At 74.9% G+C, this 14,742-nt stretch carries 12 protein-coding genes and 1 riboswitch; of the genes, 9 read left to right on the plus strand and 3 right to left on the minus strand.

The genetic code is table 11. The features are described from left to right. Nucleotides 1-13 precede the first annotated feature (13 nt). The 7 genes from ABZ721_RS03455 to ABZ721_RS03485 all read left to right on the plus strand — a co-directional run bounded on the left by ABZ721_RS03455 (nucleotide 14) and on the right by ABZ721_RS03485 (nucleotide 9,170). Entirely contained in the window at nucleotides 14-976 is a 963-nt protein-coding gene (locus tag ABZ721_RS03455; protein WP_358786870.1) for a YihY/virulence factor BrkB family protein, read from the plus strand. 90 nt (nucleotides 977-1,066) lie between these two features. Beyond that, nucleotides 1,067-2,278, plus strand: coding sequence for a serine hydrolase (locus ABZ721_RS03460; RefSeq protein ID WP_358786871.1), 1,212 nt, complete (start codon nucleotides 1,067-1,069; stop codon nucleotides 2,276-2,278). A 324-nt stretch (nucleotides 2,279-2,602) separates the two neighbouring features. Beyond that, entirely contained in the window at nucleotides 2,603-3,763 is a 1,161-nt protein-coding gene (rho, locus tag ABZ721_RS03465; RefSeq protein ID WP_358786872.1) for a transcription termination factor Rho, read from the plus strand. 147 nt (nucleotides 3,764-3,910) lie between these two features. Then, nucleotides 3,911-5,338: an MFS transporter gene (locus tag ABZ721_RS03470; RefSeq protein ID WP_358786990.1), complete on the plus strand. Its 1,428-nt coding sequence runs from the start codon at nucleotides 3,911-3,913 to the stop codon at nucleotides 5,336-5,338. Nucleotides 5,339-5,343: 5 nt separating this feature from the next. Continuing rightward, nucleotides 5,344-5,949 (plus strand): TetR family transcriptional regulator, encoded by a 606-nt coding sequence (locus ABZ721_RS03475; RefSeq protein WP_358786873.1) that lies wholly within the window; start codon nucleotides 5,344-5,346, stop codon nucleotides 5,947-5,949. Nucleotides 5,950-6,058: 109 nt separating this feature from the next. Further along, entirely contained in the window at nucleotides 6,059-8,782 is a 2,724-nt protein-coding gene (locus tag ABZ721_RS03480) for an AAA family ATPase (protein WP_358786874.1), read from the plus strand. Between the two features lie 40 nt (nucleotides 8,783-8,822). Further along, nucleotides 8,823-9,170, plus strand: coding sequence for a cupin domain-containing protein (locus ABZ721_RS03485; protein ID WP_358786875.1), 348 nt, complete (start codon nucleotides 8,823-8,825; stop codon nucleotides 9,168-9,170). 152 nt (nucleotides 9,171-9,322) lie between these two features. Here the strand turns inward: ABZ721_RS03485 and ABZ721_RS03490 are convergent, their stop codons facing one another. The 3 genes from ABZ721_RS03490 to ABZ721_RS03500 form a co-directional block, all read right to left on the minus strand. Continuing rightward, nucleotides 9,323-10,321, minus strand: coding sequence for a LysM peptidoglycan-binding domain-containing M23 family metallopeptidase (locus tag ABZ721_RS03490; RefSeq protein ID WP_358786876.1), 999 nt, complete (start codon nucleotides 10,319-10,321; stop codon nucleotides 9,323-9,325). Between the two features lie 5 nt (nucleotides 10,322-10,326). Next, nucleotides 10,327-10,506, minus strand: a riboswitch (cyclic di-AMP (ydaO/yuaA leader). A 323-nt stretch (nucleotides 10,507-10,829) separates the two neighbouring features. Next, on the minus strand, nucleotides 10,830-11,837 hold the full coding sequence (locus tag ABZ721_RS03495) for a GNAT family N-acetyltransferase (RefSeq protein WP_358786877.1): 1,008 nt from the start codon (nucleotides 11,835-11,837) through the stop codon (nucleotides 10,830-10,832). A gap of 14 nt (nucleotides 11,838-11,851) precedes the next feature. After that, nucleotides 11,852-12,514 carry a uridine kinase gene (locus tag ABZ721_RS03500; protein WP_358786878.1) on the minus strand — a complete coding sequence of 221 codons (663 nt, stop codon included), beginning with the start codon at nucleotides 12,512-12,514 and terminating at the stop codon, nucleotides 11,852-11,854. Nucleotides 12,515-12,793: 279 nt separating this feature from the next. Here ABZ721_RS03500 and ABZ721_RS03505 point away from each other — a divergent pair, with 279 nt between their 5' ends. Together ABZ721_RS03505 and ABZ721_RS03510 are read left to right on the plus strand one after the other, a co-directional pair. Then, nucleotides 12,794-12,988, plus strand: coding sequence for a hypothetical protein (locus ABZ721_RS03505; protein WP_358786879.1), 195 nt, complete (start codon nucleotides 12,794-12,796; stop codon nucleotides 12,986-12,988). A gap of 140 nt (nucleotides 12,989-13,128) precedes the next feature. Continuing rightward, nucleotides 13,129-14,742, plus strand: a complete 1,614-nt coding sequence (locus ABZ721_RS03510) for a hypothetical protein (RefSeq protein WP_358786991.1) — start codon at nucleotides 13,129-13,131, stop codon at nucleotides 14,740-14,742.

The following is a 14,742-nucleotide window of genomic DNA, read 5'->3' on the forward strand; positions in this document are numbered from 1 at the left end:
CCGAGGAGCCGGAATGATCGACGAGCAGGCTGTGCTGGCCCTGGGGCCCACCGGCCGCGAGCCCGCGGCGCACGCCCCCGCGGCGGGACGCCGGCGGCGGATCCTGACGGCGCTGCGCGACGCGCTCGTCGCCGCCTGGGACCAGGACGCCTCCGAGCGGGCCGCGGCGCTCACCTACTACGCCATGCTCGCCCTCTTCCCGACCCTGCTGGTGACGGTCTCGGTGATCGGGCTGGCCGGAACGGCGTCGACCACCGATCTGATCGCGCAGGTCACGGCGGTGGTGCCGGCCGAGTCGCGGCAGCTCGTCGCGAGCACCATGAAGGACATGTCGCAGGAGCACTCGGCGGCCTGGTTCCTGGCCGTGAGCGGCACGGTGGGGGCGACGTGGTCGGCCTCCAGCTACCTCGCCGTCTTCCGGCGGGCGCTGCACTCGATGTACGGCGTGAGCGACCACCGGCCCGCCTGGCGGACGATGCCCCGCATCGTCAGCACCGCGCTGGTGCTGCTCGCCCTGCTCGTCTGCAGCGCGGCCACCCTGATGGCGACGGGCCAGCTGGCCCGGCGCGCCGGCCAGGTGCTGGGGATGGACGAGGCGGCGGTGACCAGCTGGAACGCGCTGAAGTGGCCGCTGCTGCTGTGCCTGGCGACGGTGCTGGTGCTGATCCTGTTCCGCTCGGGACCCGCCAAATTCCGGCCGGTGCGCGCGATGGCGGGGGGCGGAGCGGTGGCCGTCGTGCTGTGGCTGCTCTCCTCGGTGGGGTTCGCGCTCTACGTCTCCGTCTTCGGGACGTACAACCGGCTGTACGGCTCGCTGGCCGGGACCGTCGTCTTCCTGGTCTGGCTGTGGGTGTCCCACATCGCGCTGCTCGTCGGCGCGCACTTCAACGCCGAACTGGCCAAGGGGCGCTGCGCCCGTGAGGCCGCCGCCGGCCGGCCGGAGCCGCCGCTCGCGTCGGACTCCGAGGTCGCCTGACCCGCGCGGGGTCCCCCGTCCGGTCGCCTGCTCCACCGTATGGAGCACGTCACCGCGCAGAACGTGCGCAAGCGTTCCTACCGTGAGCCCATGACTGTTTCCGGCCCCGCCCGCAACCCGTCCACCTGGTCCCGTGCGGCGGTCCTCACCGCCGTCTGCCTGACCGTCAGCTGCGCGGGCGGCGGGCCGGCGTTCGCCGACGGGCACGACAGCCACGCACCCGGCCGCACCGCCGTCGGCGGCGCGGCGCTGCAGCGGCCGGGGGTGCAGGTCCTGCCGAGGTCCGACTCGCCCGAGCTGCCGGCGGGCCTGTCGGCGCTGTCCTGGCTGGTGGCCGACGCGCGGACCGGGCAGGTGCTCGCGGCCAAGAACGCGCACCGCCCGCTGCCGCCGGCCAGCACCCTCAAGACGCTCTTCGCCGTCACGGTCCTGCCGCGCTTCGCGCAGGAGACCGTCCACACCGTGACCGAGGAGGAGCTGTCCGGGGTCGGGGCGGGCAGCAGCAAGGTCGGGGTGCAGGCGGGCGAGCCGTACACAGTGGCGGACCTGTGGCGCGGGGTGTTCCTCAGCTCGGGCAACGACGCCGTCCACGTGCTCGCCGCGATGAACGGTTCGGTGCCGACGACGGTCTCCCAGATGCAGGCCAAGGCGGAGATGCTGGGCGCCGAGGACACCGAGGTGGTCTCGCCCGACGGGTACGACGCGCCGGGCCAGGTCTCGTCCGCCTACGACCTGGCGCTCTTCGCCCGCGCCGGACTCGCCACCCCGTACTTCACCGGCTACACCTCCACGGCGACGGCGATGTTCCCCGGCGGCAGGAACGCGCAGGGCCGGCCGCTGCCGCCCTACCAGATCCAGAACACCAACCGCCTGCTGACCGGGGCCGACGGCGTCGGGACCTACCCCGGGATCATCGGGGTGAAGAACGGCTACACCACGAACGCGGGCAACACGCTGATCGCCGCCGCGCAGCGCGGCGACCGCACCCTGATCGTCACGGTGATGAACCCGCAGTCCGGCGCCTCGATGGCCGTCTACAAGGAGGCCGGTGCCCTGCTGAACTGGGGCTTCGAGGCCGCCGGGGTGAACGGGTCCGTCGGCACGCTGAACACCGGCACCCGGGCGACGCCCGCCTCCGCGCCGCACCGCCCGGCGGACGCCGCGCCGGTGCCGCTGGGGGCGGCGGCCGACACCGCCTCGTCCGCCTCGGGGGGCGGCTGGGTCTGGTCGCTCGGCGCGGGCGTCCTGGCGCTGGGCGCGGGCACCGCTGTCGCCCGCCGCCGGAACTCCCGCGCGCGCTGACCGCACCGGGCGCGGGCTCGGCGCGGGCGTGAAAAGACGAAAGCCCAGCTCCGCGGCGTATTCCCGAAGCCATTCCGAAAGATTTCCTTGACCACCCGAAGCGGCGTGCTACAGTGCGAACAGCACTTGAGTACGCCGCTTATCGGCGCCGGTGCTTGTTCCATCTCTCGCCGTGGCGAATTCCCGTCCTTCAGGACCGTGCCCGGCAGTGCATCTCCTTCCTCTCCCTCGCGGGTCGGCAAGCCAGTGGTGCGTGATACGTCCGCCCCTCGCTCCGAGCCCCCGCCGGGACTTTCTTCGGTATGTCCGTGAAAGGACCCCACCATGACCACCACACTCGAACACCCCCCTGCCAGAACCGCCCGCACCACCGTCCCCACGCCGGTCACCGGCGTCCTCGACCTCGTCGGCGGCCAGGGATTCCTGCGCACCGGCGGCTACCACCCCAGGCCCGACGACCCGCAGGTGACGGCGGCTCAGATCCGCCGGTACGGCCTGCGCAAGGGCGACCTCGTCGAAGGCACCACCGAGCGGCCCCGCACCCTCGGCAGCGTCGACCGGATCAACGGCCGGCAGGCCGGCGCTCCGGGCGGCCGCCGGCACTTCGGCGACCTCACCCCCGTCCACCCGCGGGAGCGGCTGCGGCTGGAGACGTCGCCCGGCGCCCTCACCACCCGGCTCGTCGACCTCGTCGCGCCGGTCGGCAAGGGCCAGCGCGGACTCATCGTGGCGCCGCCCAAGACCGGCAAGACCCTGCTGCTGCAGAGCCTCGCCAACGCGATCGCCGTCAACCACCCCGACGCCCACCTGATGGTCGTCCTCCTGGACGAACGTCCCGAGGAGGTCACCGACATGCGCCGTTCGGTGCGCGGCGAGGTGCTGGCCTCGACGTTCGACCGTCCCGCCAAGGAGCACATCGCGCTGGCCGAACTGGCCGTCGAGCGCGCCAAGCGCCTCGTCGAACTCGGCCAGGACGTGGTGATCCTCCTCGACTCCATCACCCGGCTCTGCCGCGCCCACAACAACGCGGCGCCCGGCAACGGCCGCACCCTCAGCGGCGGCGTCGACTCCGCCGCGGTGCAGGCGCCCAAGCGGCTCTTCGGCGCCGCGCGCTGCGCCGAGGAGGGCGGCTCGCTGACGATCCTCGCCACCGCCCTCGTCGACACCGGCTCCCGGGCCGACGACTACTTCTACGAGGAGTTGAAGGGCACCGGCAACATGGAGCTGCGGCTGGACCGCTCGCTCGCCGAGAAGCGCATCTTCCCGGCCGTCGACGTGACCCCCTCCGGCACCCGGCGCGAGGAGCTGCTGCTGCCCGCCGACGAGCTGGCGGCCGTGCGCGGCCTGCGCCGCGCCCTGCAGTCCCGCGACACCCAGCAGACGCTGGAGGTGCTGCTCGACCGGATGCGGAAGACGCCCGACAACGCCGCGTTCCTCCAGCAGATCCACGGCACGGTCCCCGGCCCCCGGGTCCCCGGCGCCTAGACCCCGCATACGCGGAGCCTGGGACTCCAGCCGTTCCCGACCGGAATCCGGTTGGCAGTGAATAAGCATTCACCTAATCTGGTGAACGTCTATTCACCTCCCTTCCCGGCTTATGGAGCGCACCCCGTGGACGTCCGGAAACGGCTCATGGTCCCCGTCCTGGCATTCGGCGGAATCCTGATGGCGATCATGCAGACCGTCGTCGTCCCGCTCCTGCCGGACCTGCCGCGCCTGACCGGCGCCTCCCCCGCCGGCGTCTCCTGGATGGTCACCGCGACCCTGCTGGCCGGTGCCGTCCTCACCCCCGTACTGGGCCGGGCCGGCGACATGTACGGCAAGCGCCGCGTGCTGCTGATCGCGCTCGGACTGATGACCTTCGGGTCGCTGCTGTGCTCCCTGACCTCCGACATCCGGCTGCTGATCGCCGCCCGCGCCCTGCAGGGCGCCGCCGCGGCCGTCGTACCGCTGTCCATCAGCATCCTGCGGGACGAGCTGCCGCCGTCCAGGACCGGTTCCGCCGTGGCGATGATGAGCTCGACCGTCGGCATCGGCGCCGCCTTCGGGCTGCCGCTCGCCGCCCTGATCGTGCAGTACGCCGACTGGCACGTCATGTTCTGGGCCACCACCGCGCTGGGCGCGCTCGGCCTCGGGCTGGCCTGGTGGGTCGTGCGCGAGTCGCCCGTCCGCTCCCCCGGCCGTTTCGACTTCACCGGCGCCGCAGGACTGGCGGCCGGCCTGGTCTGCCTGCTGCTGGCGGTCTCCCAGGGCGGCCAGTGGGGCTGGACCAGCCCGGCCGTGCTGAGCCTGGCCGCGGGCTCCGTCGTGATCCTCGCCGGGTGGCGCCGCCAGCAGCTGCGCGCCACGAGCCCGCTGGTGGACCTGCGGCTGGCCGCCAGCCCGCGCGTCGCCCTGCCGCACGTCGCCGCGCTCCTCGCCGGCTTCGCCTTCTACGCCAACTCCCTGGTGACCGCGCAGCTGGTGCAGGCCCCCAAGGCGACCGGCTACGGGCTGGGGCTGTCCATCGTGGCGAGCGGGCTGTGCCTGCTGCCCGGCGGCATCACCATGCTGCTGCTGTCCCCCGTCTCGGCCCGGATCTCGGCGGCCCGCGGCCCCAGGTTCACCCTCGCCGCGGGAGCCGTCCTGCTGGCCCTCGGCTACGTGCTGCGCATCGCGGACAGCCGCCAGTTGTGGGCGATCATCGTCGGCGCCTCCGTCGTCGCGTCGGGCACCACGCTGGCCTACTCCGCGCTGCCGACGCTGATCCTGCGGGCCGTCCCGGCCGGGCAGACCGCGTCCGCGAACGGGGTGAACGTCCTCATGCGCACCGTCGGCCAGGCCACCTGCAGCGCGGCGGTCGCGGCGATCCTGATCCACCACACCGCGCCGGTGGGCGGCGCGGACGTCCCGACGCTGCACGGCTACCTGATCGCCTTCACCCTGGCGGGCGGCGTCGCGATCCTCGCCTTCCTCGCGGCGGTGTCGATACCCGGCGGCCGGCGCGGCACGCCCGGCCCGCCCGACACGGCCGCGCCGCGCGCGGGAGCGGCCGCCGACCCCGCCCTGGAGGGAGCATGAGTGCCATGACGACAGCTGCCCCCGACACCCGGCGCCGTGACGCGGACGCCACCAAGGCCGCGATCCTGCGCGCCGCCCGCACCATGCTGGGCCGGCGGTCCTACGGCGACATCACCCTCAAGGCCATCGCGGAGCGGGCCGGGGTGAGCGCGCCGCTGATCGTCAAGTACTTCGGCAACAAGGAGAAGCTCTTCGCCCGCGTCATCTCCTTCGAGACCGACGCGGCGGCCCTGCTCGACGCCCCGCTGGGCGAACTCGGCCGGCACATGGTCACCCAGATCCTCACCAGCCAGAACGAGCGCGGCATCGACCCCATCCTGCGGATCGTCTTCGCACCGCTGCACTCCGCCGAGGGGCAGGGCGACGTCCTGCGCGCCAACTTCCGCGAGCAGGTCATCGCCGGGCTCGCCCGGCGGCTGACCGGCCCCGAGGCCGCGCTGCGGGCCGAGCTCGCCGTGGGCATGCTGCTGGGCCTCGGCGCCGTCTACGGGATCGCGCGCGGCGAGGCGGTCCGCGCCATGACGGTCCCCGCCCTCGTCGAGCGGTGCGCGCCCGCGCTGCAGGAGCTCATCACCCCGACCGGAAACCCGGTGGCTCCCGCCGCCCGGTAGCGGTGAGGACGCCGGATGGACCCGACGACGATCGAGCGGGAGACCGCGATCCGCCGGGAGCCGGCAGCCGCCCGCGGCGGCGGCCGGGCCGTTGGGTAGCGTGCGGCCCATGTTGCAGGGACGCACCGAGGAACAGGCGGCGATCGCGGAGCTGCTGTCCGGCGCCAGGGCGGGCCGCAGCGGAGTGCTGGTGCTGCGCGGCGAGGCGGGCATCGGGAAGACGGCACTGCTCGACGACGCGGTCGAGTCGGCCGGCGCGATGGCCGTCGTGCGCGGCTCGGGCACCGAGTTCGAGGCCGAACTTCCTTTCGCGGGACTGCAGTTGCTGCTGCGCCCCGCGATGGGGTCGCTGGGCGAGCTGCCCGAGCCCCAACGGCTGGCGCTGGAGGCCGCGTTCGGGATGGCCGTCGGGGCGGCCCCCGACCCGATGTTCGTCGGGCTCGCGGTGCTGTCGCTGCTCTCCGCCCACTCCGGCGACGGGCCGCTGCTGTGCGTCGTGGACGACGCGCAGTGGCTGGACCGGGTGTCGACCGACGCGCTGATGTTCGCCGCCCGGCGGCTCGACGCCGAGGGCATCGCCCTGCTGCTCGCCGCGCGCGACGGCGAGGGCGCGTTCCCCGCGCCCGGCCTTCCCGAACTGCGGCTGCGCGGACTGACCCAGGTGTCGGCCGCCGCCCTGCTGGCGCTGCACGGCGCCGAACTCTCCCCCACCGTCCGCCACCGCGTCCTGTCCGAGGCCCAGGGCAACCCGCTGGCGCTGCTGGAACTGCCGGTCGCGTTCCAGGCGGAGCGCCCCGACGGCCGCTTCCGGCCGGGCGCGCTGCCGCTCACCAGCCGGCTGCGGATGGCGTTCCACGGCCGGGTCAGCCACCTGCCGGCCGCCACCCAGCGGCTGCTGCTCGTCGCCGCCGCCGACCACACCGGCGATCTGCGGGCCGTGCTGCGGGCGGCGCGGGCGCTGGGCGCCGGCGCCGCGGACCTGCCGCCCGCCCAGGAGGGCGGCCTGATCCGACTGGACGAGGACCGGCTGCGGTTCCGGCACCCCCTGGTCCGTGCGGCGGTCTACCAGCGCGCGCCGCTGGCCGACCGGCTCACCGCCCATCAGGCGCTGGCCGGGATCCTGGACGCGCCGCAGGACGCGGACCGCAGGGCCTGGCACCTGGCGGCGGCCGCGCCGGGACCCGACGAGGCGACGGCCACCGCGCTGGAGGACACCGCCGGGCGGGCCAGGGACCGCAGCGGGTACGCGGCGGCCGCCGCCGCCTTCGAGCGGGCGGCCCGCCTGAGCACCGACCCGGCGGCCGGCACCCGGCGCCTGGTGCTGGCGGCCGAGGCGGCCTCCGAGGCCGGGGAGCTCGACCGGGCCCGCGACTGCGCGGAGCAGGCCGCCCGCCGGACCGGCGATCCCGCGCTGACCGCCCGGCTCCACCACGTCCGGGCACTGGCCGACTTCCTCGGCGGCTCCTTCCCCACCGCGCACCGACTGCTGACCGAGGGCGCCGGCCACGCGGCCGCGGCCGACCCCGAGCGGGCCGCCCGGATGCTCATGCAGGCCGCCCACACGGCCTGGTACCTCGGCGAGCAGGAGGTCGCGGACACGGTGGCCCGGCTGGACGCCCTGGAGCTGCCCGCGGCGAGTCCGGTGGCGCCGGTGGCCCGCTTCATCAGCGCCGCCCTCGGCCCGCCCACCGGCGGCGGACCGCCGGACCTGACCGCCGCCGTGACCGCCGCCCGCGCCGCCGGATCCCGCGACCCGCGCGACCTGATGCTGCTGTGCGGCGCCGGGCTGGCCGTCGGGCAGGACGACGAGGCACACGAACTGGCGGCGGCGCTCGCCGCCGAGAGCCGCGCACTGGGCGGCATCGGCCGGCTGCCGACCGTGCTGTTCTTCCAGGCCGAGGCCGAGGTGTTCGCGGGCCGGCACCGGGACGCGCTGGCCACCGCGCAGGAGGCGCTGCGGATCGCCGGGGACACCGGGCAGCAGCAGTGGACCAGCCAGTTCAGCAGCGTGCTGGCCTACCTGGCGGCCGTCGAGGGCGACGAGGAGCGCTGCCGGCGGTACTGCGACGACGCGCTCGCCGTCGTCGCCGGTACCGCGATGCCGCCCGGCGCGCCCTGGTCGTACTGGGCGCAGGGCACGCTCGATCTGGGCCTGGGCCGGGCGCAGGCGGCCCTCGACGGGCTGGAGCGGCTCACGCGCGAACCGCTGCGGCACCACTTCTGCGCCACCCGCAGCATCCCCGACCTCGTCGAGGCGGCCGTCCGGCTGGGGCTCGGCCCGCGCGCCGCCGAGCCGTTCGCCCGCTTCGAGCGGTGGGCGGCCCGTACGCGGCAGCCCTGGTGCGACGCGCTGGTGCTGCGCTGCCGGGCGCTGCTCGCCGCCGACGCCGGCTCGGACGCCGAGGCCGAGGCGCACTACACGGCCGCGCTGCGGCTCCACGACGAGCACCGCCGCCCGCTGGAGCACGCCCGTACCGCGCTGCTGTACGGCGAGTGGCTGCGCCGCGCCCGCCGCAAGAGCGAGGCGAGCGGCCACCTGCGGGCGGCGCTGGACGTGTTCGAGCGGCTGGGCAGCCGTCCCTGGGCGGAACGGGCGGGCGGCGAACTCGGGGCGACCGGCACGGTGGCCCCGCAGAGCCGCGAGCCCGGGGTGCTCGCCGGGCTCACGCCGCAGGAGCTGCAGATCGCCCGGCTCGCCGGGCAGGGCCTGTCGAACAAGGACATCGCGGCCGGGCTGTTCCTCAGCCCGCGCACCGTCGGCTACCACCTGTACAAGGCGTACCCGAAGCTCGGCATCGCCTCGCGCGGCGAACTCGCCGCCCTGTTCGAGTGATCGCCCACGACCCGGGGGGCCGCCGGGAGATGCTGGTCGGATGAACGCACCTGATCAGGCTCTCCGGGCACCGGGCAGGGTGCTCGCCCTCCACGTCGACGGCGTCCCCGCCACCGAGATCGGGCCCGGCATCCTGCTGCGCGAACTGCCGGGTCCCGCCCCGTTCAGCTTCTGGGTGGTGGACTTCGCACCGGGCTCGCGGTGGCCCGGCGTCGACGTGCACGAGACCGTCGGCGAGGGCTACTACGTGGCCGAGGGCGAGGTCATCGAGGGCGACCGGCGGCACGGCCCCGGCACGTACGTCCTGCTCGGACAGGGCTCCAGCCACCAGCCGCGCTCCGAGACCGGGGCGCGGGTGTTCGGCTACAACCACCCGGCCGCCGGCTGACCGCGCGGGCCGCTCGTGCCGTCCGGGCGTTCGTGCGGCAGCAGCCCCGCACCCCGGGAACGCCGCAGTGCCCGCCCGGGATCAGGTCCGGGCGGGCACTGCGGCGTCGCGCGAGGCGTCGCGGGACAGGTCGTACGGGTCGGGCGTACGGGTCAGACGCTCACGCCGTGCTCGCTGAGGTACGCGACCGGGTCGATGTCCGAGCCGTACTCGGGGCCGGTGCGGATCTCGAAGTGCAGGTGCGGCCCGGTCACGTTGCCGGTCGCGCCGGACAGGCCGATCTGCTGGCCCGCGCTGACGGTCTCGCCGGCCGAGACGGACAGCGAGGACAGGTGCGCGTACTGCGAGTACTTGCCGTCGCTGTGCTGGATGACGACCTGGTTGCCGTAGGCGCCGCCGTCGCCGGCGGAGACCACGGTGCCGGCCGCGATGGCCTTCACGGTGGTGCCGGTCGACACGACGAAGTCCACACCGGTGTGGTAGCCGCTGGACCAGCTGGAACCCGACTGGTGGTACGGGGTGCCGATGCCGGCGCCCGAGACCGGCGCGGTGTAGCCGGACGAGGAGGAGGACGACTGCTCCGACGACTGCGAAGAGGACTTCGTGGACGCGTCGCTCTTGGTCTCGGTCTTCTCGGCCTTCTCGGCCTTCTGGACCGGAGCCGCCTTCTTCGTCTCCGTGGAGGACGAGGAGGAGGACTTCGAGGAGGACTTCGGCGCCGCGTCCGCGGACGGGGCGGAGTGCTTCGGCGCGGCGGCCTTGGCGCCCAGGGCCAGCGTCTGGCCGGGGTGAATCAGGTCCGGGTTGCCGCCGACCGTCTCCTTGTTGTCGGAGTACAGCTTCTGCCAGCCGCCGTCGACGTGGTGCACGTCGGCGATCTTCGACAGGCTGTCGCCGCCGACCACCTGGTAGGACGTGCCGGTGCTCTTCGCGGGGGCGGTCTTGGCCACCGGAGCGGCCTTGGCCACCGGCTGCGCGGCAGCGGCGGCGACGTGCGCGGCGGCGTGGGTGCCCGCGCTGGTGTCGGCGGCGAAGGCGTTCGAGGACATGGCCAGCGGCAGCGCGAGAGCGGCGCCGCCGGTGCCGGCCGCGACGCAGATGCGGGTGAGCCGGGTCATGCGGGAGCTGCGGTGCTTTCCCTTTGCGGGCATGGGGGAGTTCCTCTCCTACGCCGGCGAGGTGAGCTGTCGGGTTCGGGCTGGAGATGCCCGGCCGCGGCACGCACCGCCAAAGGCGCGGCGTACTGCGACTTCACCCCAAGCCGTTCCGCGATTTCCGGGAACGGCACTTACCTGGGTCCCCCGCTCCTGCCGTAGAAGTTTGGTGTGTGGATCACCGGGCAGCGGCAGGACTAGGCGTTCCACCCGGTGGGACCCCGCGGGCATTCGACCCGTGGGAGAGCCGAAGCTAAACGAGCGACCGAGCTTCCGGCAACATTCGCCGGGTGAGCCGCATATCACGTGCATAAGCGCCCGCTCGTCTTTGTGACCGTGAGTCGGCCGACCCGATCCGAGCGTGTGCGATTTCTTGACTATCCGTGAACGGAAAGGCCGGAGGCGTTATCAGGCGCCCGTATCGGAAACGCACCGTGGAGAAGTCCGCAGCTGTGCGTGGCCCTTGTGTGAGCCCGGTCACCCGGCGGTCCCGCCGTGAGCGCCGTCACGTGCCGAGCGGCGCCTGCGCGGGGGCGTTGCGGGGGTCCAGGACGCGGCTGAGGCGGTGGGCCGCGACCCGGAAGCCCACCGCGGGCCAGTGCCCCGACGCCAGCGGCGAGGCGGAGTGCCAGCGCGCGCCGATGTGCCGGTAGTCGTGGTCGTACGCCCAGGCCACCGCGGTGGCCAGCAGGATCCGGCTGACGCCCTCGCCCCGCGCGGACGGCTCGACGTACGCCTCGGCCAGCTCCACGCAGGCGTCGGGGGTGACCGGGCCCGCCGCGGCCGGGGCGAGCAGGACCATGCCGATCTCCTCGCCGCCGCGGCCGGCGATCCAGGCCGCGCTGCGGGGGTCGGAGAGGGTGCCGGTGTAGCGGGTGCGCAGCGCGGCCAGGGCGGCGTCTGACTGCGGCAGGAACATCGCCGACTGCCGCTGGTGGCGCGCGGACTCCGCGGCCATCCGGCCGATCTGCGGCAGGTCGCCGGGGCCGGCCCGGCGGATGCTCAGCCCGTCCACACCGCGCGGCTGGCGGCCGCGGGGCTTGACGGCCATCAGCCCGTACATCTCCTCGAACCCGAAGCCCAGCCGGCACCAGTCCAGCGCGGCGGTCTCGGACGCCGGCAGCTCCACGTAGTGCACCGGCCGCCGCTGGGCGACGAGCCGGGCGGCGGCCTCGGCGTAGAGGGCGAGCAGGGCCGCGTTGTCGCGCTGCCCCGGCGCCAGGGCGTACCCGCCGTGCCGGACCACCGCGGAGCGCGGGTGGCTGCGGAGCGCGGCGGGGGTGCCCTCGTCGAGGTCGAGCGGCGAGGCCGCGAGGTAGCCGACGGGTCTGCCGCCGCTGTCGCGGGCGAAGTACGCCTCGGTGTCCTGCTCCGCGAGCAGTTTGCCGAGCAGCTCCTCGCCGGTGGGGGCGCCCGCCGGCCGGCCCTTGCGGGCGTGTCCGGACCAGCGGTCGTACAGGGCGGCGGCCTCGGGTATGTGCTCGGCGCTCATCGGCGCGATCGCGAACGTCATGGTGGGTGGCGACGCTAGCCGTCCGCGCGGTCCGGCGGCAAGGGATGTCCGCTCCACGCCGGGTGCCGGGGGTCGTCGGCGTGCACGAGGACGTCCGCGGCCTCCGCCGGACGGACCTCGTCGGCGTACCGGTCGAAGGCGGGGAGCATCCAGCGCTCCTCGTCCGGGGTGCGGCGGGCCAGGGCCGCGGCGGAGAGCCGCAGATGGACCGTCAGGTCCAGGTCGAGCCCCTGGCCGAGCAGCAGTTGACCGTCCAGCAGCAGGACGCCGCCGGGCGGCAGTTCGACGTATCCGGCCCGGGTGGAGCGGTCGGTGGCCGCGTCCCACAGCGAGGGCAGTACCCGGCCGCTGCCGCCGGGCGCCAGCGGGTCGAGGACCTCGCGGCGCAGCGCGCCGGTGTCCAGCCACAGGTCGTAGTACGCGTCGGCGTCCTCGCGGCCGTACTCGAAGCGCAGCGAGGCCGGGCGCCAGAAGTCCGCGGCGCGCACCCGCAGCACGCGGTGGCCGCGGGCGGGCAGTTCGGCGGCGAGCGCGTCCGCCAGGGCGGCCGGCTCCGCGGCCGGAGCACCGTCGACGGCCACCCGCAGCCACGGGGCGCCGGCGGTGGGGGTGAGGCCGGCCGCCCGGTCGGCGAGGGTCTCGGCCAGCCGGGTCCAGGTGATCGGAGTCAGCCGCATGAGCGGCATCGTCGCACACGGCGCGCCACGTCCTGGCCAGGGTTCGCCGAGGTCACTCGGCCGTCCGGGCGACGTGGCTGCGCCATCGGTGTGGCGGCCGACATGACGCGCGACGGATGCGGCAAGGCTCGCGCCGAAGTCGCTCCGGCGGGCTTCCGAAGCGACCATTCGGGGGGAATTTCCTACAAATCACCCGTTTACCACTTACCACTACCTATTACTTTTTGTGAGCCTGGAAGAACTCATGGTGACCGTCCCCATCACCCAGGAGAAAGTCCAATGATCCTGTCCATCTCCGGTGTCGTCCTTCTCGGCATCATCGCCTTCCTGTTCTTCCGCAAGGACGGCCTGAAGGTCTCCCACCTTCTCGTCTGCTCCCTGTTCGGCTTCTACCTCGCGGGTACCGGCATCGCCCCGAGCATCAAGGCCGGCGGAGCCAGCCTCGCGAGCCTGCTGGGCGGAATCAAGATCTAGGCCGTCCGCGACGGCAGCCCCACGGGGCCCGGGGCGCATGCCGGCGCTTCCGGGCCCCACCCTCGTCCCCCCGACCCGCCACCCTCCCGCGAACCCACCCACAGGAGCCGTCCGTGGCCAGGCGCCCCCTCCCCAGCATCCTGAGCAGCAGGCCGTCCTTCGCGGCCATCGCGAGCGTCAGGCCGTCGCTCACGCGCGGCCGCGAACTGGCGCGGACCGCCGCCGACAGCGCCACCGACGTGCTCCATCCGCTGATCACCATCACCCGGGGCATGCGCCTGCAGGCCGGCTGGGCCCGGAGCTGGTGGGCCCGCACCCCCAAGGACCGGCGCGGTCCCGCGCTGCTGCTCTGCGGCGCCGGGGTCGTCGTCGTCACGCTGATGCCGTACGGCCCGCTGCTGGCGCTGGGCGCGCTGCTGGCCTGCGCCGGCTGGATGGGCCGCGACCGCACCGCCCCGGCGCCGACCGGGCCCAGCGAGGCCGAGGCCGGCAGGCTCCAGACGCTGTACGAGGCGCTGGTGCCGTACCTGTCCGACCCGGACGACCCGGCCCCGCTCTACGCCCGCGACGGCAGCTGGGACAGCGCCTTCAGCGAGTACGCCTTCGAGGGGGGCCGGCTGGCCCGCCTCCACCTGCGCTACCCGGCGTACTTCACCGACGGCGAGCCCGCGGCGCGCGCCCGCGTCGAGCAGCTGCTGCACGCCAAGGCGGGCCGTGGCCGCGAGTACCGGTTCGACTGGAACGAGGAGGAGAACCACCTCACCCTCCTCGCGCTGGCGCCGCTGTCCCGCGGCATCACCGCCCAGCGCTTCGTCACCGCGCCCGGCGAGACCGTGCTGGGCTTCACCGACGCCGAAGCCGTCCAGCGCACCGTCCCGGTCGTCGACGGCGACGAGGTCCGCGACGCCCCGCCCGTCGTCTGGCGGACCGGGCCGCGTGCCACCGAGCCGCACCTGCTGGCGCTGGGCCGGCCGGGCTCCGGCACGACCGGCCTGCTGCGGTCGATCGCCCTGCAGGCGCTGTGCCACGGCGATGTCGTCGTCATCGACGGCAGCGGCGGCGGCGAGTACGCCTGCCTGGTCGGGCGCCCCGGTGTGCTGGCCGTCGAGAGCGGCCTGGCCGGGACCTGCGCCACCCTGGAGTGGGCCGCGCACGAGACGGAGCGGCGGCTGATCGCCGTCAACCGGGCGCGCCAGGCCGGGCGGGCGGCGCCGGAGGACACCCGCCGCCCGCTGTGGATCCTGGTCGACCGGCCCACCGCGCTCACCCAGCTCGCCCACGCCGAGGGCCGCCCGGACCCCCAGCTGCTGCTGGACGTGCCGCTGCGGCACGGGCGCACCGCCGGCGTGGCGGTCGCCGTCGCCGACCAGCTCGACGCCGCCGAGGTGCTGGCCCCGGCCGTCATCGCGCACACCCGCGCCCGGGTGCTGCTGGGCGCGCTCGACGCCGAGCACGCGCGGGCCGTCCTCGGCGCACCGCAGGGCACCACCTCGGCGGCCGAGATGCCGCCCGGCCGCGGCTACGCCCGGCTCGGCACCGGTCCGGTGCTGCGCCTGCAGGTCCCCGCCACCCCCGACCCGTACGACGAGGAGACGGGCGCGGCCGAGCGCGAGGCGGTGCTGGGCCTGCTCCCCGCGGCCGACTCCCCCGCCGACGCCCTGGAGCACCGGCCGGAGCCCGAGGCGGACCCGGAGCCCGACCTGGTGCCGCTGCAGGAGCCGCCGGTGCGGCCGACGGCGGACCTGGAGCGCTGA

Source organism: Streptomyces sp. NPDC006733, assembly GCF_040636125.1.
Taxonomy (GTDB): Bacteria; Actinomycetota; Actinomycetes; order Streptomycetales; family Streptomycetaceae; genus Actinacidiphila.